Genomic DNA, 21,901 nt, shown 5'->3' with positions numbered 1-21,901 from the left:
CCAGCGCGCACCCCCTGCAACCGATGCTGCCATTTGGGCAGGTCCGTAGGATGTGAGGAGCCACGCCCCACGCAAAGTTATCTATGTCAACGCGAGGGTACAAACCGGATACACGAGACTTTCCGCTGGGCTTGCAGAGCATCGCCTGGACGCATGCCGAACTGGTGATGATCGATATGGCAAGCGACCCAGCCGTGACGGTCGGCGAAGCGGATTTTCCCGTGCGCATTGTACCGCTGGCGAGCCAGCGTCTGCCGCTAGCACAGGCCCGAAATCTCGCATTGCGGCATCCGCCGCAGCCGGTTTGAAGCGTTAGGGGGCTTTGACGAAAGCTATGCAGGCTATGGCGGGGAAGACACCGATTTCGGCTTTCGCGCGGCTGCAGCAGGCTTGCCCTTGTGGTTCATCGGCGGGCCGGGGGCCTTCCACCAGCATCACGACTGCCAGGACCCGCCGCTCCAGCATTTCGACGATATCGTCCGCAATGCCCCCATCTTCCACGCCCGCTGGGGCTTCTGGCCGATGGAAGGGTGGTTGCGCGCCTTCGAGGCGATGGGCCTGATCCGCATCGGCGACGGGACTCTGATCGTCCAGCGCCAGCAATCCACCATCGGGCAAACAGATGTCAACGCGCACCGGTGAGCGCTGGAGGCGATGTCCGAAACTGTTGGAGAGCGACTGTCGGAGCGGCATTTCCGGACCTCCTGAGAGAGGCCCTGGAGCGGGTAGAGGGAATCGAACCCTCATAGCCAGCTTGGAAGGCTGGAGCTTTACCACTAAGCTATACCCGCGCGCCTGGGTCGCGACTGCGATGCGAGGGCGCTCATGCCACTTGCCAGGTTGGTCGTCAATATCTGGTTTGCAGCTCTGCGGCGAGACGCGTTTTGCAGGGGCCTATTGCTGCTCCAGCCAGTGCTTGAGCAGATCATGCGCAATCGCGAACGGCGGCGGCGCGATGAACGGGGCGGTTTCATCGCCTGCCATCGCGGCGCGGACCTCGGCGGCGCTGAACCAGCCGGCCTCCTCGATCTCGGTGGTATCGAGCGTCAGTTCGTCGCTCAACGCCTCGCTCGTGCACGCGATCATCAGCGATGACGGGAACGGCCAGGGCTGGCTGGCGAGATAGCGCACGTTGCGCACGCGGATGCCCGCCTCTTCCCACAGCTCGCGCGCAACCGCTTCCTCCAGGCTCTCGCCGGGTTCGACAAAGCCCGCCAGCGCCGAAAAGCGGCGCGGGGGAAAGCGCGGCTGGCGGCCCAGCAGCACCTTGCCCTGATATTCGGACAGCATGATCGTCACCGGATCGACCCGCGGAAAATGCTCCGCCCCGCAGCCGGTGCAGGTGCGCGACCAGCCACCTTTGCTCATCGCGCTGCCCGCGCCGCACAGCGAACAGAAGCGGTGGCGTGCGTGCCAGTCGACCAATGTGCGCGCGCCGCCGTACAACGCGAGCTCGTCTGCTGGCAGGCTGGCCAGGAATTGCCAGATGCGCGGATTGTAATGCAGGCCAGAGCCCGGATTGCCGCGCTGAAGCTCGGCAAAATGGGCCTTGTCGTCGATCAGGCCCAGAAAGATCAGCTCGCTGTCGGGCGCGGCATCGGCAAGACTGCGCCACACCAGCCGCCCCTCTGCGCTGATCTCGGGTTCCAGCCCGTTGAGGCTGAGTACCTTTGCCTTCCAGTTCATGTACCCGGCCAGCCGGTCGGGATCGACGCGCACCTGATCGGCACGATCGATCTGCCCCCCGGTCAGCGCCGGGGCAATCAACGATAGCGACATGTCTGAGCCCCCTGCCCGCCGATCAGCCCATTGCCTGCAGCTGATCGTAGATCATCTTGGGGAATTCGCGCTGGAAGGGATAGGTTTCAGCCGGCATGTACTGCGTGTAGCCCGATGCGCGGATGCCGCGGATATGATCGACGAACGCCACTGTGCCGGCTGCACCGCCCCAACCATAGGTCCCTGCCGGGCCCTTGTCGTTGCCAAGGCCGACGCGGCCACCTGCGCCAAAGCCCTGGCCATCGATCCAGGTGCCTGCCGTCACGGCGGTGGATGGCAACAGGTTCGACATGCCCATCAGCGCGGTCGCCTCCGACATGATGCGGGTGCCGTTGAGCTGCCCCTTGCCGACCAGCATGGCCAGGAAGCGATCGTAATCGCTGGCGCTGCTGACCAGCCCCGCCCCGCCGAACGGGAAGGCCGGCGGCGTGGTGAAGATGCTGTCCTGCGCCGGATCGACCGGGATCAGCGCACCCGCAAACGGCACGTAATTGGTGCTGAGGCGGGGGACTTCGCTCTGCGGCACGGTCCAGTAGCTGCTGGTCATGCCCAGCGGATCGAACAGGTTCTTCTGGAAGAATGCGCCCAGTTCCATGCCCGATGCGACCTGGATGACATAGCCCAGCAGGTCGAGCCCGATCGAATAGCTCCAGATCGAGCCCGGTTCTGCGATCAGCGGCAGCGAGGCGACGCGGCGCGCGAACTCGTCGATCGGCGGGGTCGGTGCGGGCATCGGGAAGCCGGGAATCGGCGTCTTGCTGACCGCGGCGGGGTTGATGCCCAGCTTGTTGTATTCCTCGAGTAGCGGGCCCTTGGTGACGATGTTGTAGCCCAGGCCAGCGGTGTGCGTCATCAGGTGGCGCGGCGTGATCAGCGTCTTGGCCGGAACCGAATCGAGGCTATTGGCCGGATCGGTGAGCACCTTCATGTTGGCGAACTCGGGGATCAGCTCGGCGATCGGTTGGTCGAGACCCAGCTTGCCCTGTTCGATCAGCATCATCGCGGCCATGCCGGTGACAGGCTTGGTCATCGAATAGACGCGCCACAGCGAATTGGCATCGACCGCCACAGGAATGTCGAGCGCCAGATTGCCCGCGCCGATCAGCGCCGCCGGCTGTGCGCCAAAGCCCAGCGAGACGATCATGCCCGCCACCTTCTTGCTGGCGACATACTCTTCGACCTGGCTGCGAATGAGCGCGAAGTCACCCGTCGCCATGGCGCGGGCATAGCCGGGCATCGCGGCGAACAGGCCCATCAGGCCCGCCGATCCCAGCACATGGCGACGGCTCAACTGCGGCATCTGGCTCAAAACCTTCGACATATCATACTCCCAATAACCGAACCTGCGCTTTGATGAGCCAGGCTTTATCGATGCTGAATGGCCACCGCCGCCGCCTTGGCGAACAGCGTCGGCAACCCGGCGCCGGCAATATTGTCCACCGGCCACCAGATCGCACCATTCAGGTTTTCAAAGGCAACCTTATCGATTTGGGGGCCGCGATAAAGCGCCAATGCAAGGTCGAGTGAAAAATGCGTGAAGACATGCGCCACCGCCGCGTCAATCCGCTGCCATTGGCCAGTCATCGGCGGCTCGGCGTTGCCATCGCCACGCGCGGACCAGCCATCATCGGGAAGCGCCCGCATGCCGCCCAGCATGCCGCTGCCCGGCCGCTGCACAAGCAGCACCTTTCCGTCCTGTTCGATCCACCACGCGGTGCCGGTGCGTTGCGGGCGCGGTTTCTTGGGCAGCTTGACCGGCAATGATTCGGCAATGCCCGCCGCGCGCGCGGCGCAATGCTGGGCCAGCGGGCAGAGCAGGCACGAAGGATTGCGCGGGGTGCAGACCGTCGCGCCCAGGTCCATCATCGCCTGGGCAAAATCTCCGGGCCGGTCCGCAGGAACGAGTGCAGCGACGCGCGCGCGGATTTCGGTGCGCGCGGCTGGCAACGGTGTTTCAATCGCATACAGCCGCGCGGTCACCCGCTCGACATTGGCGTCGACCACCGCCGAGGGCCGGTCGAACGCGATCGCTGCCACCGATGCCGCCGTATAATCGCCGATGCCGGGCAGCGTACGCAATCCCGCCTCGGTATCGGGGAATTGCCCGCCATGCCCTGCCGCGACCGTGCGCACACACGCAATGAGATTGCGGGCGCGGGCGTAATAGCCCAGCCCTGCCCAGGCGGCGAGCACGTCTTCGTCAGGCGCAGCGGCCAGCGCATCGACGGTGGGCCAGCGGGTGACGAACCGGTCGAAATAGCCGGTCACGGCCGCGACCGTCGTCTGCTGCAGCATCACCTCGGACAGCCAGACGCGATAGGGGTCGGGCCGGACCCCTGCCCTGCGGTCGGCCGGAGCAACCCGCCAGGGCAGATCGCGCGCATGCGCATCATAATGCGCGAGCAAATCTGCCGCGACCGGCGACGTCTTCGGTTCATCCACAATTTTCTCGCGACACTCGACGGACATGGCCCGGCTATGCCATGGTCGCAGCGCATATGGAACGTGATAAGCCCCTGCCTGTTAAGCCGCGCAAAAAGCCTGTATCGGCCTCCGCCCGCCCTGCGCGGATGCGGGGTGGCGAGGCGCGCGGCATTGCCGATCTGATCCCGGCGATCGGCGAGACCAGCTTCCGCAAGTTCGGCTTCATCCAGAGCTCGCTGCTCAGCCGCTGGACCGAGATTGCCGGGCCACGTTATGCCACGATGGCAAGCCCTGAATCGATCGTCTTTGCGCGCGGCAAGAAGGCCGAAGGCACGCTGCAACTCGTCGTCACCAGTGCAACCGCGATCTTCATGCAGCATGCCGAGCCCGAGATCATATCGCGGGTGAACCGCTTCTTCGGCTATGAGGCGGTGGCGCGGATCCGCTATCGCCACGGCGCGCTGACCCGCCCGAAGCGGCCAGAACCGCGCCCGGCAGCGCCGCCCTCGCTCAAGCCGATCAGCATTGCGCCCGCCGATGGCCTCAAGCCGATCGCCGACCCCGAACTGCAGACCGTGCTGGAAAGGCTGGCCCGTTCCATGGAGGAAAAGGAAGCACGCGAGGCCGCCGCCGACGCCGCCCGTGCAGCCCCCGTTCAGCTGAAAAGCGACAATCTTAAACCCGTGCGCCTGTTTGCGCCGCCACCATCTGATGAGGTCCATTGATGACTGCGCCCCTGCGCCCCCTTCTTGCCCTGTCCGCTTTCGCACTTGCCGCCACTGCCGGGCTATTCTCAGTCGCACCGGGCAGCGCGCAAACAGCCCCGGCCAGTTCGCCGACCGAAAAGGTCAGCCAGAGCCAGGTCGGCGGGCATGTGCTGGGCAACACCGCCGCACCGCAGAAAATCGTCGAATACATGAGCTACACCTGCCCGCATTGCGCAGCGTTCGAGCAGGATTCGAACCCGGCGCTGGCGAATGGATTCATCGCCAACGGCAAGACCAGCATCGAAGTGCGCAACTTCATCCGCGACCCGGTCGACCTGACGGTGGCGCTGCTGGCGCGCTGCGGCGAGCCGCGCAGCTTCTTCCGCCGCCACAAGGGACTGCTGGCCAGCCAGAAGACCTGGCTGGGCAAGGCCGGAAGCCTGGGCCGCGAAGGCCAGGCGGCATGGTATCAGGGTGACACCAACACCCGGCTCCAGCGGATCGCCCGCGATCTTGGTCTGTATGACGAGCTTCGCCGCCACGCCCCGCTCGCGACCGATGCCCAAATCAATGCCTGTCTCACCAACAAGGCGGAGCAGAACAAGGTTCTGGCGATGACCAAGTTCGCAACCGAGACCGTCAAGGTGCAAGGCACCCCCAGCTTCACTTTGGGCGGCAAGCTGCTGCCTGATGTCTACGACTGGAAAAGTCTGGAACCGCTGCTGGCCAGCCGCTAGAGCGGGACCAGAAGACAAGATTGCTCAAAAACAGCTCCCTCCCGATGCGGGAGGGTTTGCACGTTCATCGCAAGGACCAAGCCTGTATGAAGCGTATTGCCAGCCTGATCGCCCTGCCCCTGATGCTGTCGCTCGCCGCCTGTGGCGGAGAGGCCGATACCGCCGCTGAGGGTGCCACCAAGGGCGAACCGATTGCCGCCATCCCTGCGCCTGCAGGCAAGAACTGGGCGGAAACGGTCACCAAGACCGACAAGGGCTATTATGTCCTGGGCAACCCCGAAGCACCGATCAAGCTGGTCGAATACGCATCGCTGACGTGCAGCCATTGCGCCGACTTTGCCGAAACCGCCTTTGCCACGATCCGTGACAAGTACGTCGCCAGCGGCCGGGTGAGCTTCGAGCTGCGCAATTTCGTGCGCGAACCGCTCGACCTGACGGCATCGATGCTGACCCGCTGCGGCCCGGACGAAAGCTATTTCGCGCTGACCGAGCAGGTACTCGCCAACCAGGCCGACATCTTCACCAAGGCGCAGGCCATGGGCCAGCAGCGGTTTGAAGCCGTGCTCGCGCTGCCCGACAACCAGCGCTACGTCGCACTGGCAGAGGGCACGGGCCTGACCGACTTCTTCGCCCAGCGCGGCATCTCGCGCGATCAGGCCAACCAGTGCCTGACCAACATCGACAGCGCACGCGCACTGGCCGACAACACGGGCACCGCCACGCGCGAGGACAAGATCCAGGGCACGCCCACCTTCTTCCTCAACGGCCGTCAGGTCGAATTCACTGGTTGGCCGGCGCTGGAAACCGAAATCCAGGCGATGGGAGCGCGCTGACCTGCAAGGGCTGCCAACGGGATAGATGGACGATGGGGGGCTCATTGTTGACGCGCACGGCCAGATGGCGACATCCGGCGGGCCGGTCAGCGCCCCCTCGTTTCACGCACCCATGCGGTTCAAAAGGCTGAAGCTGAGCGGCTTCAAGAGCTTTGTCGAACCCGCAGAACTCCGCATAGAACCCGGCCTGACCGGAATCGTCGGCCCCAACGGGTGCGGCAAGTCCAATCTGCTCGAAGCCATCCGCTGGGTCATGGGCGAAAGCTCTGCCAAGTCGATGCGCGGCGGCGGGATGGAAGACGTGATCTTCGCCGGCACCGCCACGCGCCCGTCGCGCAACTTTGCCGAAGTCTCGCTTCTGACCGAAGTCAGCCAACCGGTTCTGGCGGCAGTTTCCGTCGAGGATGGCGAGCTTGAAGTCGTCCGCCGGATCGAGCGCGGCGCAGGCAGCGCCTATCGCGCCAATGGCCGCGATGTCCGCGCCAAGGACGTCGCATTGCTCTTTGCCGACGCCGCCACTGGCGCGCACAGTCCCGCGCTTGTCAGCCAGGGGCGGATCGCCGCGGTCATCTCCGCGCGACCCGTCGAACGCCGCCAGATGCTTGAAGAGGCAGCCGGGATCGCCGGGCTGCACGTTCGCCGCAAGGACGCCGAACAGAAGCTGCGCGCCACCGAAGCCAATCTGGAACGCCTGCAGCAGGTGCTGGGCGACATGGAAGCGCGCTCCGGCACGCTGACACGGCAGGCGCGCGCAGCCGAACGCTATCGCGCGCTCAGCCAGCAGATCGCGGTCGCCGAAGCACGCGCATTGTTCGCGCGCTGGCGCACGGCGGCAGAGGCTGCCAAACAGGCCCGCGCCGAAGCCGCCGCGGCAGAGGCTGCGGTCGCTACCGCGCAAGAGGCGCAGACCGATGCGCAGACGCAGCAACGCTTGGCGATCGAGGCACTGGCAGAGGCGCGCAGCGCGTTGCAATCCGCGCGCGAGGACAGCCAGTCAATCGCGCACCAACTCGCAACCCTGCTCGCCGAGCGTGATGCAGCCGCGCAACGGCTGGCAGACCTTGACCGCCAGCAGACCCGCATCGCCGAGGACAGCGCGCGTGAAGACCGGCTGACGCATGATGCCACCGCCGCGCTGGAGCGGCTGGAGGCCGAAAACGCTCGCGTGCAGGTCGATATCAGCGCCGAGGATTCGCGCGGCCCTGCGCTCGCGCAGGCGCAGGACAATGCCGAGCGCGCAGCCCGCGAATCCGAGGTCGCTCTGGCGCAGGCGCGGGCCGAACTGGCGCGCGCCGATGCCGACATCAAGGTCGCAGCGGCAGCGCTGGCCACCGCCGAAACACGCTATCGCCGGGCTGCCGACGAACTGGAGCGCACGCGCGCGCAGCGCGCTGGGCTGGGCGACGCAACACAGCTTGCCACCCTGCGCGACGAGGCCGTCGCAGAATGCGAACGCCTGGCTGCTGACAAAGCGAAAGCCGCTGCGTCGCTCGCGCAGGCGCAATCGGGCCGTGATGCTCTGGTGCAGGCCCGCGATGCTGCGCAGACCGACCTGGCGACCCTGCGCGCCGAACTGACCGCCATGACCCGCGAAATCGAGGCCTTGGCGCGTGATCTGGCGAAGAAGCCGGGCGGCGCAGACCGTGCGCTCGATCAGGTCCAGGCCGACAAGGGTTTTGAAAAGGCGCTTGCGGCGGCACTGGGCGATGATCTGAGCGCGGTCATCGGCCAGGCACACGGCGATGGACGCTTCTGGACCGGGCGCGAAACGCCGGTCGATCGCGCTGCGTTGCCTGAGGGGTGCGTCTGGCTGGGCGATCATGTCCGCGCGCCTGAGGCGCTGGCAGCGCGGCTGGCGCTGATCATGGTGGCCGACGGCGATAATGGCCTGCTGCTCAACCCCGGCGTGCGGCTCGTCACCCGCGATGGCAGGATGCGGCGCTGGGACGGTTTTGTGTCTGCTGGCGATGGCGCGAGTGCCGCCGAGCGGCTGGAGCGGCGCACGAGGCTGAGGGAGCTGGAGGCATCCAGGCCCGCGCTGACCTCCCGGCTGGAGGCGGCTCAGGCAGCACTGGATATCTCGCAGCAGCAGCTGGCCAGCCTCCAGACACGGATCACCGACGAAACCCGCGCACTCAATGCAGCGGAGACGGCAGAACGCCAGGCCCTGCGCGACCGCGACCAGGCCGAGCATGCGCTGCAACGCGATGCAGAGCGCCGCGACGACCTGGCCGAGCGGATCGAGCGGCTGGGGGCAGATGCGCAAGGCGCAAAGGCCGATCTGCAGGCAGCGCAGGCGGCCCGCGCCACCCTTCCCGATGGCACAGGCCAGCGTGAGCAGGTCGCTCTGCTGGTCGATCGCACCCAGGCTGCACAGGCCGCGCTTCGATCCGCGATGGCGGCGATCGCGGTCCAGGCACAGGCGGTGTCCGCCTTGCGCGAGCGCCGGGCGAGTGTGCGCGCCGAGATCAAGGGCTGGCAGGGCCGCTCGGGCGAGGCTGCACAAAGGCTGCGCGACATGCAGGTCCGTGCCGCAGAACTGGCCGCCGAGCGCGCGGCGATTGCGGGCAAGCCAGAGGCGCTGGCGCAGGATATCGTTGCACTTGAACGGAGGACAACCGAAGCCAGGGAGGCCCAGGCTGCGGCAGAAGCGGCGTCGCAAACCCACGAAAAGGCGCTTGCACAGGCGGAACGCGTCGCAGCCGCCACCGCTGAAACGCTGGCGCTGGCCCGCGAACAGCGCGCCGGCGCCAGCGCCCGCGCCGAGCATCAGGACCAGCGTCGCGTGGAGCTGGCACAGGGTTGCGGCGAACGCTTCCAGTGCCCGCCGCCGGTGCTGCCCGAGCGCTTCGATTTCGATCCTGCACAGGTCACCTCGCCCGAGGCCGAAGCCGCCGAGCACGACCGGCTTTACGAAGCGCGCGAACGCCTGGGCGCGGTCAACCTGATCGCTGCCGACGAGCTTGCGGCACTGGAGGCCGAAATGGCCACCATCCGCACCGAGCATGACGAGCTGGTCGAAGCCATCGCGCGGCTGCGCGGCTCGATCGGCGCATTGAACCGCGAGGGACGGCAGCGGCTGCTCGCGGCCTTTGCGACCGTCGATGGCCATTTCCAAGACCTGTTCGCGCGACTGTTCAACGGCGGCAAGGCGCATCTGGAAATGATCGACAGCGACGATCCATTGGAGGCAGGTCTCGAGATCATGGCTCAGCCGCCGGGCAAGCGGCTGTCCTCGCTCACCTTGCTCTCGGGCGGCGAACAGGCGTTAACCGCGGTCGCGCTGATCTTCGGGCTGTTCCTCACCAACCCCGCGCCGATCTGCGTGCTCGACGAGGTCGATGCTCCGCTCGACGATGCCAATATCGACCGCTTCTGCGATCTGCTCGACCACATGGCGGTGGTCACCGACACCCGCTACCTCATCGTCACCCACAATGCCGTCACGATGAGCCGCATGCACCGCCTGTTCGGCGTGACGATGGTGGAGCAAGGCGTCAGCCGCCTGGTCTCGGTCGATCTGGGCGGCGCGGTGGGGCTGCTGGCTGAAGGATAGGTTGACGGACGGAGTTTTTGTAGTTACATAAAATACGCTGGAGAAGGTTGGCCGCTTCTTCAAGACAGCCGGGCCGATAAAAGGAAATGTTGCTATGTGTGGGTCATCCAACTGAGGGTCTAACCCTCGTGAGCGGGGGGATAGAATGGAAATCACTTATGACGAGGCCAAGCGTCTCTGGACGCTTGAAAACCGCGGCCTGGATTTCCGTGATGTTCATTTGATCACAGCAGATGTTCACGTTGACCTGCCAGATGACCGCAAGCCCTATCCCGAACCGCGCTTTCAGACTTATGGTTATCTTGGTGCAAGATTGGTTATGTTTGCGTGGGCAGAGACGGATTCTGGAATCCGCGTCATCTCGATGAGAAAATGCAATGACAGAGAAAAGCGAAAATTTGCCCAATGGTTGGGAGGATGATGACGACCTCCCAGAATGGACCGACGATCAGTTTCGCCGCGCTGCTGTGTGGCATGGCAAGAAACTCATCCGCCCAGCAGACGGCACCCTCACCAAGCCGGGCCGCCCTAAGTCGGACGATCCCAAGCAGCAGGTGACCCTGCGGCTGGACAGCGCAGTGCTGGAAGGCTTCCGTGCCACCGGTCCCGGCTGGCAGAGCCGGATCAACGCCGAACTGCGCAAGGCGCTGAAACTCGACGGATAGCGCCCTCACCTTTGCGATCGCGGACGTGGCCATGGACAAATGTTCAGCCGCGTGCGGATCATCACAGGATATCGACGCCGATATGGCAAATGACCGGTTAACGCCGCTTGACTTGCGCCGTTACCGATAAGACCATTTTGGCGGGGGCAACCGACTGCGACATGACACTTCCGGACACCATGCCCGACGCGCTGTCTGATCTGCGCGCGGCCAATCTGCATCTGCAGGCAACGATTGACGGCCTGCGCCAGTCACTGGAGGCGGCAGCCGTGGAGGCGGATCGGCGCGTCACGCGCGTTCAGTCCGAGGAGGCGGCACGGGTCGCGGAGCTGACCGTGACCATCCAGCAGATGCGGGACCAGATGGAAGCGCAACAGCAGACGCATGACCGCGCGCTGCAGGCCGAGCGCGCAGCCGCGCAGGCCGAGATCGGACAGCTCAAGGGCAGTATCGATGCACTGCGGCTGACACTCGACAACGAACGCGCCGCCGCCGACCAAGCGCGAATGACACTGGAGGCCGAGCACGCGCGCGAACGGCAGGCCCTGCAGCAGCAGATACAGGCGCTGCGCGACACGATGGATCAGATGATGGGGCAAAGCGCAGCATGACACCTCCCGCAGCCGACACCCTCATCCGCCCGATGACCGAAGAGCAGCGCGCCTCTGCGCTGCGCCGGACCGAGGTGCTGCTGGAGGTCACGCGCAAATGCGCGACCATGACCCAGATCGATGGCGTGCTTGCCATGCTGGTCGAACTGACGTCGCGCGAGCTGAATTGCGATCGCGGCACATTGTTCCTCAATGACCCCAAGACCGGCGAACTCTACTCGCGCTTTGCGCAAGGCAGCCAGAGCCAGGAAATCCGCATTCTCAACACCTCGGGGATTGCAGGCGAGGTTTTCCAGACCGGACAGTCGCTGCTGGTCGAGGATGCCTATGCCGATCCGCGCTTCAACAGCACGGTCGACCAGCGCACCGGCTACAAGACGCGCAACATCGTCTGCGTTCCCGTACGTACCCCATTGGGCCAGATCATCGGGGTGATGCAGAACATCAACAAGCACGAGGGCGACTTCACCAGCGAAGACGTTTCGCTGCTCGAGGAGATGACCAGCCAGGCGACCGTGTTCCTGCAGAGCCTGCAGTCGATCGAGGAGATCGAGCAGGTCCGCGCCAAGGAGCTCGCGTTCCTGTCGATGATCTCGGAGATCAGCTCCGAGGTCGACCTGACACGGCTGCTGCAGCGCGTGGTCGCGGAAACCGTGCGGATGTTCGAGGCCGAGCGCGCGACGATCTTCATCCACGACAAGGCCACCGACACCTTGTTCTCGCTGTTCTCGGCGGGCGGCAAGGTCAACGAAATCCGGTTTCCGTCGAGCGTCGGCATCGCCGGCACGGTGTTCACCACCGGGCAGAGCCTGAACATCCCGCACGCCTATGCCGATCTGCGCTTCAATCCGTCGTTCGACCGGCAGACCGGGTTCTTCACCCGCTGCATCCTGTGCGTTCCGATCGTCAACAAGCAGGGCGAGGTCATCGGCGTCACCCAGGTGCTCAACAAGAAGACCGGCGCGTTCAGCGACAAGGACGAGCAGCAGCTCAAGACCTTCACCGGCCAGATCGCCATCGCGCTCGAGAACTCCAAGCTGTTCGATGATGTTCAGCGGATGAAGCTGTACAACGAGTCGGTGCTGCAAAGCATGTCGAACGGCGTCATCACGCTCGATCCGTTGGGCAAGGTGATTACCTGCAACCAGGCGATCGAACGCATCTGGTCGTGCAAGGCGGCGGACATCCAGGGGCAATTGCTCGCCGATCTGCTGGGCGAACACGGCGGCTGGATCATGAACCGCATCGAGCGGGTCAAGCAGGACAAAGCCAGCGACGTCTTCCCTGACGCGGACGTTGCGCTGTCGGGCGTGCACAAGTCGGTCAACCTGACAATCATGCCGCTCGTGTCGGACAGCGATGATTCCAAGCTGGGATCGATGCTGATGGTCGAGGATATCAGCAGCGAAAAGCGCATGAAATCGACGATGTCGCGCTACATGGACCCGGTGATCGCCGCACAGATGATGGATGGCGATGCGCTCGATCTGCTGGGCGGTGTCAGCGCCGAAGCGACGATCATGTTCACCGACGTGCGCGGCTTCACCACGATCACCGAGGAATATGGCGCGCAAGGGACGGTCTCGTTCCTCAACGAATATTTCAGCCTGATGGTCGACTGCATCACCGCCCAAGGGGGAATGCTCGACAAGTTCATCGGCGATGCGATCATGGCCTGTTACGGCCTGCCGATCGCGCATGACGACGATCCCGATCGCGCCGCGCGCGCCGCAATCGCCATGATCCGCACCTTGTGGGAGTGGAACGCCCAGCGCCGCGACAAGGGGCTGAAGACCGTCGACATGGGCGTGGGGATCCACACCGATCATGTCGTCTCGGGCAATATCGGCAGCCCCAAAAGGATGGATTACACCGTGATCGGCGACGGCGTGAACCTCGCCAGCCGATTGGAGAGCGCCTGCAAGGCCTATTCGGCGCGCATCCTGGCAAGCGAGAGCACCGTGGCCAAGCTCAATGGCACCTACCGGATGCGCGATATCGACCTGGTGGTGGTAAAGGGCAAGACCGCGCCGGTGCGCGTGTTCGAACTGCTCGATTATCACGACGCGCAGACCTTCCCGGCGATGCGCGATGTTCTGGGCCATTTCGAGGACGGCATGATCGCCTATCGCACCGCGCGCTGGGACGAGGCGATCGTGCGCTTCGAAAAATGCCTGTCATTGAACCCCGGCGATGGCCTGTCGCGCACCTATGTCGATCGCTGCCGGGTGATGCAGGCGACGCCGCCGCAGGGCGAGTGGGACGGCGTCTGGGTGATGAAGGACAAGTAGGGCTCGCCGAATGTCGCGCGCGTGCAACGAACAGGGGGTTTGCGGGTAAGCTGTAGGCAGTTCTTCGCCGGTGGTCGCCGCTGCTCCCCTTTTCCTTGAGGAAATCAGGGCAGAGCCACTGGCCAATCGTGCTAGGCGCAACCATGAATCCGACACCGCACGATCCCCCCGCATCTCCCGCTTCGCCCGCCGCAATAGCCCCTGAGCTGCAGGCACGCCGCCAGCGCAGGCTGCGCATCGCGCGCAATGTCGCGATCGGCGTGCTGGGAACGCTGTTTGCCATCTGGCTGATCCTGTTCGTGACCAAGGGCCGGTTTCTGAAAGGTCCGGTCGAAGGCATCGCCTCCTCGCTGACCGAACGCGAAGTGGCGGTGAAAGGCGATTTCCAGCTTTACTTCGCACCGTTCCAGATCAAGTTCCTGGCCGAAGGTTTGACCGTATCGAACCCCGAATGGGCAACGCGGCCCTATCTGTTCACCGCGCGCAAGGTCGATACCCGCATTGCGCCGCTGGCGCTGCTGTTCGGCAGCTGGCGCCTGTACTGGCTCGACCTGACCAATGGAGCGGTGGATCTGGAATGGAACGCCGAGCGCACGGCCAACACCTGGACATTCGCCAGCGACGAACAGGCCAAGCCGCTCGAGCTTCCGACCATCGACCGTGCATCGCTGCGTGGCACATCGGTGCGATACCGCGACCCGGTGTTGCAACTGCTGACCGACCTCGATTTCGCCACGGTGAAATCGACCGATGCGAAGATCGGCGAGGCTGTGCGCTTCACCGGTGATGGCACGCTGCGCGCAACCCCGTTTACCCTCAAGGGTGCGCTGCTGACTCCCGATGCGACGGTGCAGCGCGGCCAGAACACGCTCGAACTGCAAGCGCGCGCCGCCAACAACATCATCGACATTTCCGGCACGCTGCCCAGCCTCGCCGATATCGAGGGGGTTCCGCTGGCGACAAAGGCGCGCGGGCGCAACGCGGCCGAACTGCTCGGCATCATCGGCGTCGTCATCCCCCGGACGCGCAGCTACAAATTGAACGCCACGTTGGTCAAGCAGGACCGCGAGTACCGGTTCACCGGTCTCAAAGGTACGTTCGGCGCGAGCGATATCGCGGGCAAGTTCACCGTCGACATGGCGGGTGAGCGCGTTCACATGGACGCCGACCTTGCAACCAAAACCCTCGACATCATCGATGTCTCGCCGTTCATCGGCTACAACCCCGATGTGGTCGCCGCGCGCGGGGTTCAGGCCGCGGCGGCAGAAAGCGGTGCGGCCCCCGCCCGGCTGCTGCCCGACGCGAGCCTGCGCGCCGAAGGCCTCAGGGTGTTCGATGCCGATGTGCGCTACACCGCCGCCCGCCTGCGTTCGGACAGCATCCCGATCAGCGACATATCGGTCACCGTCGATCTCGACGATGGCATGCTCAAGCTCTCGCCCTTGCTGCTGACCATGGCGCGGGGCAAGCTGGCGTCTGACATCACCATCGACTGGCGCCGCCGCCCGGCGCGGACGCAATACGACATCCGCCTCGCTGCAACGCCAATGGCGCAATTGCTCAGCGGTTTCGGCGTGGTGGAAGCGGGCACCACCGGCACGGTCAAGGGCCGTATCCAGCTGACCGGCGATGGCGATGCGCTGCACGATTCGCTGGCCAGCGCGTCGGGGCGCATGGCGTTCGTCATCCCCAGGGGCACGTTCTGGACGCGCAACGTGCAGCTGGCCGAGCTCGATTTCGGCACGTTCGTGCAGAAGATGTTCGAGGACAAGTTGAAGCAGCCGGTGCAGATCAACTGCGGGCTGGTCGCGTTCACCGTGCGCGGAGGCAAGGCCGCCGCCGACCCGATCCTCATCGACACCACCAAGAACGTCATCACCGGACGCGGCGGGTTCAGCTTTGCCACCGAGCAGATGGACCTGGCCTTCAATGCCGATGGCAAGAAGTTCAGCCTGATCTCGGGCCAGTCGCCGGTGCAGGTTGGCGGCTATTTTTCTGCGGCAAAGCTCAACGTGATCAGCCCTGAATTGCTGGGCCGTGCCGGAGCCGGCCTGGGCCTTGCCCTGCTCGCAGCACCGCCCGCTGCGGTATTGGCCTTCGTGGATGTGGGCGATGCCAAGTCCGCCGATTGCGCTCCCGTGCTGCAGGGTGCGCGCGCCGCCGGCCAGCGTACCACCCAGGGCAAGCCGCGCGACGATGTCGGCAACGGCAAGAAGGCAGACAGCGGCAAGAAGGACGACAAGAAGTTCCTTGGGATCTTCTGACCGAAACACAAAAACGGCGGCGCAAGGGTAACCCTGCGCCGCCGGATGAAGTGGAGGGGATCAGGCTTACATCAGGCCGAGGTTCATCACCTTCGTCCAGGCTGCCACGAAGTCGGTCGCGAACTTCTGCTCGCCATCGCTGGCGGCATAGACTTCCGCCACCGCGCGCAGTTCCGAGTTGGAACCAAACACCAGGTCGACCGGCGTTGCCGTCCACTTGAACGTACCCGACTTGACGTCGCGGCCTTCGTACAGACCCGCATCGCTGGGCGACTTCGACCACTTGTTGTTCATGTCGAGCAGGTTGACGAAGAACGCGTTGTTCAGCTGCCCCGGCGTGGCGGTGAACACGCCATGCTTGGCGCCGCCGGTATTGGCATCGAGCGCGCGCAGGCCGCCGACCAGCACGGTCATTTCCGGCACGGTGAGGCTCAGCATGTTGGCGCGATCGACCAGCATGTCCACCGGCGACATCACGCTGCCCGCAGCATAATAATTGCGGAAGCCATCGGCGGTGGGCTCAAGCTGTGCGAACGAGCTGACATCGGTCTGCTCCTGGCTGGCATCGCCACGGCCCGGCTTGAACGGCACCACAAGGCTGTGTCCGGCTTTGGCTGCCGCCTGTTCGATGCCAGCATTGCCCGCCAGCACGATCAGATCGGCCAGCGAGATCTGCTTGCCGCCCTTCTGCGCCTTGTTGAACGACGCCTGCACCGCTTCCAGCTTGCTCACCACCTTGGTGATTTCCGCCGGATTGTTGACCGCCCAGTCCTTCTGCGGAGCCAACCGCACGCGGCCGCCATTGGTACCACCGCGCATGTCGGTATCGCGATAGCTGGCCGCTGCTGCCCATGCAGTGCGGATCAGCTCAGGCCCGGTGAGCCCGGTGGCCAGCACCTGCGACTTCAACGATGCGACGTCGTTCGCATCCACCAGCGGGTGTGTCACCGCAGGAACCGGATCCTGCCAGATCAGATCCACCTTCGGGGCATCGGCACCCAGATAGCGGGTGCGCGGACCCATGTCGCGATGGGTCAGCTTGAACCACGCACGGGCAAAGGCATCGGCGAATGCGTCGGGATCGGTATGGAACCGTTCGGACACCTTGCGATAGCCCGGGTCCATCTTCATCGACAGATCGGTGGTGAACATGATCGGTGCATGGCGCTTGGTCTTGTCATGCGCATCCGGGACCAGATTGGCTGCATTGGGATCGCTGGGGATCCACTGGATAGCGCCTGCCGGGCTGCGGGTCTGCACCCAGTCGAACGCATACAGGTTATCGAAATACTGACTGGTCCACGCAATCGGGTTGACCGACCATGCACCTTCCAGGCCACTGGTGACCGTATCCATGCCCTTGCCGGTGCCGCACTTGTTGGCCCAGCCGATGCCCTGCTGCTCGGTCGCCGAACCTGCCGGATCGGCACCGATGCACTCTTCGGGCTTGTGCGCGCCATGCGCCTTGCCAAAGGTGTGGCCGCCCGCGATCAAGGCGACGGTTTCCTCGTCGTTCATCGCCATGCGACCGAAGGTTTCGCGGATATCAGCGGCCGCCGCCAGCGGATCGGGGTTGCCGTTGGGACCTTCAGGGTTGACGTAGATCAGACCCATCTGCACCGCGGCCAGCGGCTTTTCCAGCTTGCGCTCGCCGTGATAGCGATCGGCAGCAAGGAACTTCTTCTCGCGGCCCCAATAGACCTTGTCGGCTTCCCAGTCGTCGGTGCGGCCACCGGCGAAGCCAAAGGTCTTGAAGCCCATCGATTCGAGCGCGACGTTACCGGTCAGCACCATCAGGTCGGCCCAGCTGATCTTGCGGCCATACTTCTGCTTGATCGGCCACAACAGGCGGCGCGCACGATCGAGGTTGGCGTTGTCGGGCCAGCTGTTCAGCGGTTCGAACCGCTGCTGGCCGCCACCTGCACCGCCGCGACCATCGGCGGTACGGTAGGTGCCTGCGCTGTGCCATGCCATGCGGATGAAGAATGGCCCATAATGACCATAGTCCGCCGGCCACCAATCCTGCGACGTGGTCATCAGCGCTTCGATGTCCTTCTTCACTGCAGCGATATCGAGGGTCTGGAACTCCTTGGCGTAGTCAAAACCGTCGCCATAGGGGTTCGATTCAGCTGCATGCTGACGCAGCGGCGAGAGGTCGAGCCGTTCGGGCCACCAATCCTGGTTGGTATTGGCTGCCGCCGGGTTGACGGGCATGGCCGCCGGGGCGTCAGCCGTTTCGGCCAGGGCCGAAGGGGCGGACAAGGTGAACGCCAGTAAGGCAAACACGGACACAGAGGTGCGAGTCATGAGGTTTCAGTCTCCTGCAAAGCGGCGGTTTGGCCGTTCACTCGACGTTAAGCCCAGACTGGCTGATCGGGAAAACCGATTTTCCTGATCTATGTTAGTGGCGAAATAGATCAACCACCTGCGCGCTCAGGGGAGCAGGAGCGAAGAGTCGCCATAAGAGTAGAACCGGTACTCGTTTTCAATCGCATGCGCATAGACCGCGCGCATCACATCAAGCCCCATCAGCGCCGAGACCAGCATGAACAATGTGGATCGCGGGAGGTGGAAATTGGTCATCAGGCCATCGATGCCCTTGAAGCGATAGCCCGGCGTGATGAAGATCGCGGTATCGCCCTCGAACGGCTGGATGATGTTGTCCTCGTCCGCCGCGCTTTCGATCAGGCGCAACACGGTGGTGCCCACCGCGATCACCCGGTTGCCGCGCGCGCGCACCGCGTTCAGCCGTGCGGCGGTGTCTGCATCGATCCGTCCCCATTCGGCATGCATCTGGTGATCGGCAGTGTCATCCGCCTTCACCGGCAGGAACGTCCCCGCACCGACATGTAGCGTCAGCGTTGCATGCTCGATCCCCGCCTGCGCCAGTTCCGCCATCAGCCGGTCCGTGAAATGCAGCGATGCCGTGGGCGCTGCAACCGCGCCGTCCTTCTGCGCAAAGCGGGTCTGGTAATCCTCGCGGTCGGCCTCGTCGATTGCGCGCTTGGCAGCGATATAGGGCGGCAGCGGCATGGTGCCTGCGCGTTCCAGCAACAGCTCGACGGGCTCATTGCCCTGGAATGCCAGCGTGATCGATCCATCGTCTCCGCGCGCCTCGACATCAGCGAGCACGCCTGCACCAAAATCGACGACATCGCCGATGCGCAGCCTTTTGGCATTGCGGACGAAGGCCTGCCAGCGGCGCAGATCGATGCGCTTGTGCAGCGTCGCGCCGACCCGTGCCTGCCCGCCAAGCTTGACACCTTCCAGCTGTGCCGGGATGACGCGGGTGTCGTTGAACACCAGACAATCGCCGGGATTGAGCAGCTTTGGCAGGTCGCGCACGCTGGCATCGCTGAGCGCGCTGCCCCGCGCGCACAGCATCCTGGCCGCATCGCGCGGGCGCACCGGCCGCAGGGCGATGCGTTCGGGGGGAAGTTCGAAATCGAAATCGTCAACGCGCATGTCGCGCCCCTAACACCAAAATTATTCAGGGCGAAAGCTGGAATCCAAGGCTGGCAAAACCACCGGGCCTTGGCAGTCTTGCGCTGATCGGCGACCGCGTCGGCACTGGCCGGAGCGTAAACGCCCGGTCAATTGCCGATCGGGGCGTTCAGATCATCGACCGAGATCGCCCGATCCGCAGGCTGCGCCGCTGCGGCATAATTGGGCTCGGGCTTGTTCTGGGATTTCAGCGAGGCCTGCAGGATGCGTGCAGGAGCCGTCGGCGGTTCGCCGCGCGGGATGCTGTCGACATACTGCATGCCCGAGAACACCCGCCCGAAGTTGGTGTAGCTGTTGTCCAGCGAGAAGCGCGGATAGAACACGATGAAGAACTGGCTGTTGGCGCTGTTCGGATCCTGCGCGCGCGCCATCGAGAGGCTGCCGCGAAGGTGCGGGAACTTGTTGAACTCGGCAACAACATCGGGAAGGTCCGACCCACCGGTGCCGGTGCCGGTGGGGTCACCGGTCTGCGCCATGAAGCCTTCGATCACGCGGTGAAATATGACGCCATCGTAAAAGCCCTGCTGGGTCAGCGTCTTGATACGCTCGACATGGTTGGGCGCGATTTCGGGATAGAGCTGGATGGCGACGCGTCCGCCGGTCGAAAGATCGAGATACAGGATGTTGTCCGGATCGGCCTTGTCGGGTGTCGGCAGGGTCGGCGCTGCCGCCGCGACCGCGGCTCCAGTCTCGCCATTGATGGCAGCATCCTCTGCGGCCTTGCGCGCTTCCTTGGCGGCCTTTTCGGCGGCGTCCCGGGCCTCGTCTGCCTGTTTGGCCGCCTCCTTTTCCTGCTGCTTGCGAGCCTTTTCAGCCTCTTTCTCGGCCTGGCGCGCGGCGCGGGCTGCATCCGGGGACGCCTGTTCGGTGGGCGTCGCATCCTGGGCAGAAACGGTAATCGGAGCCAGCAGCATCGGAATGAACGACAAGGCTGCAAGCGATTTGAAGATATTGGGCATAAAACCAGGCATTCCTGTTAGATTCAGGCGGAGGGACAGGCGGATCGCACCCCTATTTCGGGCACGGCTATAGCCAAAGCGTCTGAGCCTGTCATGAATGAACTTGGGTGCAGCGCCTTGTGCGCTCAATCACCCTTCAGACCGATTTCGCGCACCCGCTTTTCAACGTCGATGCGCACCGCATCGGTGACGAAGCGATGGATCTGCCCGCCATAGATCGCGATTTCCTTGACCAGGCGTGATGCAATCGGCTGCAACGAGACGTCTGCCATCAGGAACACGGTTTCAATCCGGTCGTTCAGCTGGCGATTCATGCCGGTAAGCTGATATTCGTATTCGAAGTCCGTCACGCCGCGGATGCCGCGAATGACGACCGACGCGCCCTGCGCCTCGGCGAAATCCATCAGCAGCGAGCTGAACCCCACCACCGTGATATTCGAATCCTCGATCTGCGCGACTTCGCGGCGCACCATCTCCATCCGCTCGTCATCAGAGAACATCGGGCTTTTGGCGATGTTGGTGGTCACGCCGATGATCAGCCGGTCGACCAGCTTCGCGCCACGACGGATGATGTCCATATGGCCCAGAGTGATGGGATCGAACGTCCCCGGATAAACCCCTATGCGCATCAGCCTGCTCCCTTTCGCGCCGCTGTTGCGGTCAGTTGTCGCGCTCGACGATGTAGCGGGCCAGCGCACGCAGCAGATCTGCTTCGCGCCCATAGCTGCCCAGATGACCAATGGCCTGATCGACCAGGAAGAACGCCTGTTCGCGCGCACGCTCCAGCCCCAGCAAAGAGAGGAACGTTTCCTTGCCCGCCGCCGCATCCTTGTGCAGCGCCTTGCCGGCCAGCGCCTCGTCGCCGGTTTCATCCATGATGTCGTCGGCGATCTGGAAGGCAAGGCCAATGTCGCGGGCATAGGCGCGCAACGCCGTGCGGCCTTCAACCGGGACATTGCCCAGGATCGCCCCCATCTCGACGGATGCCGCGATCAAGGCACCGGTCTTCAATCGCTGCAGCTTGGTCACGGTGGGCAGATCGAACCGTGCCTTTTCAGCCTCCAGATCCATCATCTGGCCGCCCGCCATGCCGTTGGGGCCGCTGGCTTCGGCCAGGGTCATGATCAGCTCCGAGCGAATGAACGGGTCAGGGTGCGACTGGCTGCCGGCCAGAATCTCGAAGGCCAGAGCATGCAGCGAATCCCCCGCCAACACCGCGACCGCATCGCTGAACGCCTTGTGCACTGTCGGCTTGCCGCGCCGGACATCATCATCGTCCATGCATGGCAGGTCGTCATGGATCAGCGAATAAACGTGGATAGCCTCGACCGCGCAGGCGACCCGTACGGCGAGCGGGCGATCGACATTGAACATGCCTGCCGTTGCCGTGAGCAGCAGCGGGCGCACCCGCTTGCCCCCGCCGATCGCGGCATGGCGCATCGCCTCGTACAGCACCGCGCGCGGATCGTCCGGCACCGTCAGCAGCGCTTCGAAACAGGCGTCGACATCCTGCGAGATCTGCCGGAAGGCATCCACCAATACGGTCTCGTTGATCATGACGGTGGTCATTG

The 21,901-nt window shown here is 64.4% G+C and carries 19 protein-coding genes and 1 tRNA gene; 11 read left to right on the top strand and 9 right to left on the bottom strand.

Annotated elements, in window-relative coordinates:
• Positions 1-131 precede the first annotated feature (131 nt).
• Both D618_RS20005 and D618_RS19995 read left to right on the top strand, forming a co-directional pair.
• Positions 132-308, top strand: coding sequence for a hypothetical protein (locus tag D618_RS20005; protein WP_017670317.1), 177 nt, complete (start codon positions 132-134; stop codon positions 306-308).
• A gap of 82 nt (positions 309-390) precedes the next feature.
• A complete protein-coding gene (locus D618_RS19995; RefSeq protein WP_238550588.1) occupies positions 391-642 on the top strand; it encodes a hypothetical protein in 252 nt (83 codons plus the stop codon).
• A 75-nt stretch (positions 643-717) separates the two neighbouring features.
• On the opposite strand, the gene D618_RS0104570 is transcribed toward D618_RS19995, so the two are convergent.
• The 4 genes from D618_RS0104570 to mutY all read right to left on the bottom strand — a co-directional run bounded on the left by D618_RS0104570 (position 718) and on the right by mutY (position 4,248).
• Positions 718-791, bottom strand: a tRNA-Gly gene (locus D618_RS0104570).
• 103 nt (positions 792-894) lie between these two features.
• On the bottom strand, positions 895-1,779 hold the full coding sequence (nudC, locus tag D618_RS0104565) for an NAD(+) diphosphatase (protein ID WP_017670315.1): 885 nt from the start codon (positions 1,777-1,779) through the stop codon (positions 895-897).
• A 22-nt stretch (positions 1,780-1,801) separates the two neighbouring features.
• Positions 1,802-3,100 carry a serine hydrolase domain-containing protein gene (locus tag D618_RS0104560; RefSeq protein WP_017670314.1) on the bottom strand — a complete coding sequence of 433 codons (1,299 nt, stop codon included), beginning with the start codon at positions 3,098-3,100 and terminating at the stop codon, positions 1,802-1,804.
• A gap of 44 nt (positions 3,101-3,144) precedes the next feature.
• The gene (gene mutY, locus D618_RS0104555; RefSeq protein ID WP_017670313.1) at positions 3,145-4,248 is read right to left on the bottom strand and encodes an A/G-specific adenine glycosylase; all 1,104 of its coding nucleotides are present in this window, start codon (positions 4,246-4,248) and stop codon (positions 3,145-3,147) included.
• A gap of 29 nt (positions 4,249-4,277) precedes the next feature.
• On the opposite strand from mutY, the gene D618_RS17650 reads away from it, so the two are divergent.
• From D618_RS17650 to D618_RS0104515, 9 genes are all read left to right on the top strand, one after another.
• Positions 4,278-4,928 (top strand): DciA family protein, encoded by a 651-nt coding sequence (locus D618_RS17650; RefSeq protein ID WP_081590425.1) that lies wholly within the window; start codon positions 4,278-4,280, stop codon positions 4,926-4,928.
• Positions 4,928-5,647 carry a thioredoxin domain-containing protein gene (locus D618_RS17645; protein WP_017670311.1) on the top strand — a complete coding sequence of 240 codons (720 nt, stop codon included), beginning with the start codon at positions 4,928-4,930 and terminating at the stop codon, positions 5,645-5,647. The genes D618_RS17650 and D618_RS17645 overlap by 1 nt, the downstream gene beginning before the upstream one ends.
• Before the next feature lie 86 nt (positions 5,648-5,733).
• Positions 5,734-6,480 carry a thioredoxin domain-containing protein gene (locus D618_RS0104540; protein WP_017670310.1) on the top strand — a complete coding sequence of 249 codons (747 nt, stop codon included), beginning with the start codon at positions 5,734-5,736 and terminating at the stop codon, positions 6,478-6,480.
• A 112-nt stretch (positions 6,481-6,592) separates the two neighbouring features.
• Positions 6,593-10,036, top strand: coding sequence for an AAA family ATPase (locus D618_RS0104535; protein ID WP_026091286.1), 3,444 nt, complete (start codon positions 6,593-6,595; stop codon positions 10,034-10,036).
• A gap of 145 nt (positions 10,037-10,181) precedes the next feature.
• Positions 10,182-10,457: a BrnT family toxin gene (locus tag D618_RS19255; protein ID WP_081590407.1), complete on the top strand. Its 276-nt coding sequence runs from the start codon at positions 10,182-10,184 to the stop codon at positions 10,455-10,457.
• Positions 10,435-10,701 (top strand): BrnA antitoxin family protein, encoded by a 267-nt coding sequence (locus tag D618_RS0104530; RefSeq protein ID WP_040370281.1) that lies wholly within the window; start codon positions 10,435-10,437, stop codon positions 10,699-10,701. Before D618_RS19255 ends, D618_RS0104530 begins: the two co-directional genes overlap by 23 nt.
• A 179-nt stretch (positions 10,702-10,880) precedes the next feature.
• A complete protein-coding gene (locus D618_RS0104525) occupies positions 10,881-11,312 on the top strand; it encodes a hypothetical protein (protein ID WP_017670307.1) in 432 nt (143 codons plus the stop codon).
• The gene (locus D618_RS0104520) at positions 11,309-13,603 is read left to right on the top strand and encodes an adenylate/guanylate cyclase domain-containing protein (protein WP_202949935.1); all 2,295 of its coding nucleotides are present in this window, start codon (positions 11,309-11,311) and stop codon (positions 13,601-13,603) included. The genes D618_RS0104525 and D618_RS0104520 overlap by 4 nt, the downstream gene beginning before the upstream one ends.
• 143 nt (positions 13,604-13,746) lie before the next feature.
• The gene (locus D618_RS0104515) at positions 13,747-15,867 is read left to right on the top strand and encodes an AsmA family protein (RefSeq protein ID WP_017670305.1); all 2,121 of its coding nucleotides are present in this window, start codon (positions 13,747-13,749) and stop codon (positions 15,865-15,867) included.
• Positions 15,868-15,933: 66 nt separating this feature from the next.
• Here the strand turns inward: D618_RS0104515 and katG are convergent, their stop codons facing one another.
• The 5 genes from katG to D618_RS0104490 all read right to left on the bottom strand — a co-directional run bounded on the left by katG (position 15,934) and on the right by D618_RS0104490 (position 21,899).
• Positions 15,934-18,174 (bottom strand): catalase/peroxidase HPI, encoded by a 2,241-nt coding sequence (gene katG, locus D618_RS0104510; RefSeq protein WP_017670304.1) that lies wholly within the window; start codon positions 18,172-18,174, stop codon positions 15,934-15,936.
• Positions 18,175-18,300: 126 nt separating this feature from the next.
• Positions 18,301-19,332, bottom strand: a complete 1,032-nt coding sequence (gene queA / locus D618_RS0104505; RefSeq protein ID WP_017670303.1) for a tRNA preQ1(34) S-adenosylmethionine ribosyltransferase-isomerase QueA — start codon at positions 19,330-19,332, stop codon at positions 18,301-18,303.
• 128 nt (positions 19,333-19,460) lie between these two features.
• Positions 19,461-20,330, bottom strand: a complete 870-nt coding sequence (locus D618_RS17640) for a peptidylprolyl isomerase (protein ID WP_017670302.1) — start codon at positions 20,328-20,330, stop codon at positions 19,461-19,463.
• Between the two features lie 125 nt (positions 20,331-20,455).
• The gene (coaD, locus tag D618_RS0104495; protein WP_026091284.1) at positions 20,456-20,959 is read right to left on the bottom strand and encodes a pantetheine-phosphate adenylyltransferase; all 504 of its coding nucleotides are present in this window, start codon (positions 20,957-20,959) and stop codon (positions 20,456-20,458) included.
• Between the two features lie 31 nt (positions 20,960-20,990).
• A complete protein-coding gene (locus D618_RS0104490; RefSeq protein ID WP_026091283.1) occupies positions 20,991-21,899 on the bottom strand; it encodes a polyprenyl synthetase family protein in 909 nt (302 codons plus the stop codon).
• Between the last annotated feature and the right edge of the window lie 2 nt (positions 21,900-21,901).

It is taken from the genome of Blastomonas sp. AAP53 (assembly GCF_000331245.1).
Classification (GTDB): Bacteria; Pseudomonadota; Alphaproteobacteria; order Sphingomonadales; family Sphingomonadaceae; genus Blastomonas.
The sequence above is the reverse complement of the archived record's forward strand: the minus strand, read 5'-3'. Positions and strand labels throughout refer to the sequence as shown.

Bases quoted from the DNA above. Each gene is read 5' to 3' on its own strand.
- D618_RS0104490 (WP_026091283.1), bottom strand. From the start codon at position 21,899: ATGACCACCGTCATGATCAACGAGACCGTATTGGTGGATGCCTTCCGG.
- D618_RS17645 (WP_017670311.1), top strand. From the start codon at position 4,928: ATGACTGCGCCCCTGCGCCCCCTTCTTGCCCTGTCCGCTTTCGCACTT.
- D618_RS0104535 (WP_026091286.1), top strand. From the start codon at position 6,593: ATGCGGTTCAAAAGGCTGAAGCTGAGCGGCTTCAAGAGCTTTGTCGAA.
- D618_RS0104525 (WP_017670307.1), top strand. From the start codon at position 10,881: ATGCCCGACGCGCTGTCTGATCTGCGCGCGGCCAATCTGCATCTGCAG.
- coaD (WP_026091284.1), bottom strand. From the start codon at position 20,959: ATGCGCATAGGGGTTTATCCGGGGACGTTCGATCCCATCACTCTGGGC.
- D618_RS19255 (WP_081590407.1), top strand. From the start codon at position 10,182: ATGGAAATCACTTATGACGAGGCCAAGCGTCTCTGGACGCTTGAAAAC.
- D618_RS0104520 (WP_202949935.1), top strand. From the start codon at position 11,309: ATGACACCTCCCGCAGCCGACACCCTCATCCGCCCGATGACCGAAGAG.
- D618_RS0104540 (WP_017670310.1), top strand. From the start codon at position 5,734: ATGAAGCGTATTGCCAGCCTGATCGCCCTGCCCCTGATGCTGTCGCTC.
- D618_RS17640 (WP_017670302.1), bottom strand. From the start codon at position 20,330: ATGCCCAATATCTTCAAATCGCTTGCAGCCTTGTCGTTCATTCCGATG.
- D618_RS0104515 (WP_017670305.1), top strand. From the start codon at position 13,747: ATGAATCCGACACCGCACGATCCCCCCGCATCTCCCGCTTCGCCCGCC.
- katG (WP_017670304.1), bottom strand. From the start codon at position 18,174: ATGACTCGCACCTCTGTGTCCGTGTTTGCCTTACTGGCGTTCACCTTG.
- mutY (WP_017670313.1), bottom strand. From the start codon at position 4,248: ATGTCCGTCGAGTGTCGCGAGAAAATTGTGGATGAACCGAAGACGTCG.
- nudC (WP_017670315.1), bottom strand. From the start codon at position 1,779: ATGTCGCTATCGTTGATTGCCCCGGCGCTGACCGGGGGGCAGATCGAT.
- D618_RS17650 (WP_081590425.1), top strand. From the start codon at position 4,278: ATGGAACGTGATAAGCCCCTGCCTGTTAAGCCGCGCAAAAAGCCTGTA.
- queA (WP_017670303.1), bottom strand. From the start codon at position 19,332: ATGCGCGTTGACGATTTCGATTTCGAACTTCCCCCCGAACGCATCGCC.
- D618_RS0104560 (WP_017670314.1), bottom strand. From the start codon at position 3,100: ATGTCGAAGGTTTTGAGCCAGATGCCGCAGTTGAGCCGTCGCCATGTG.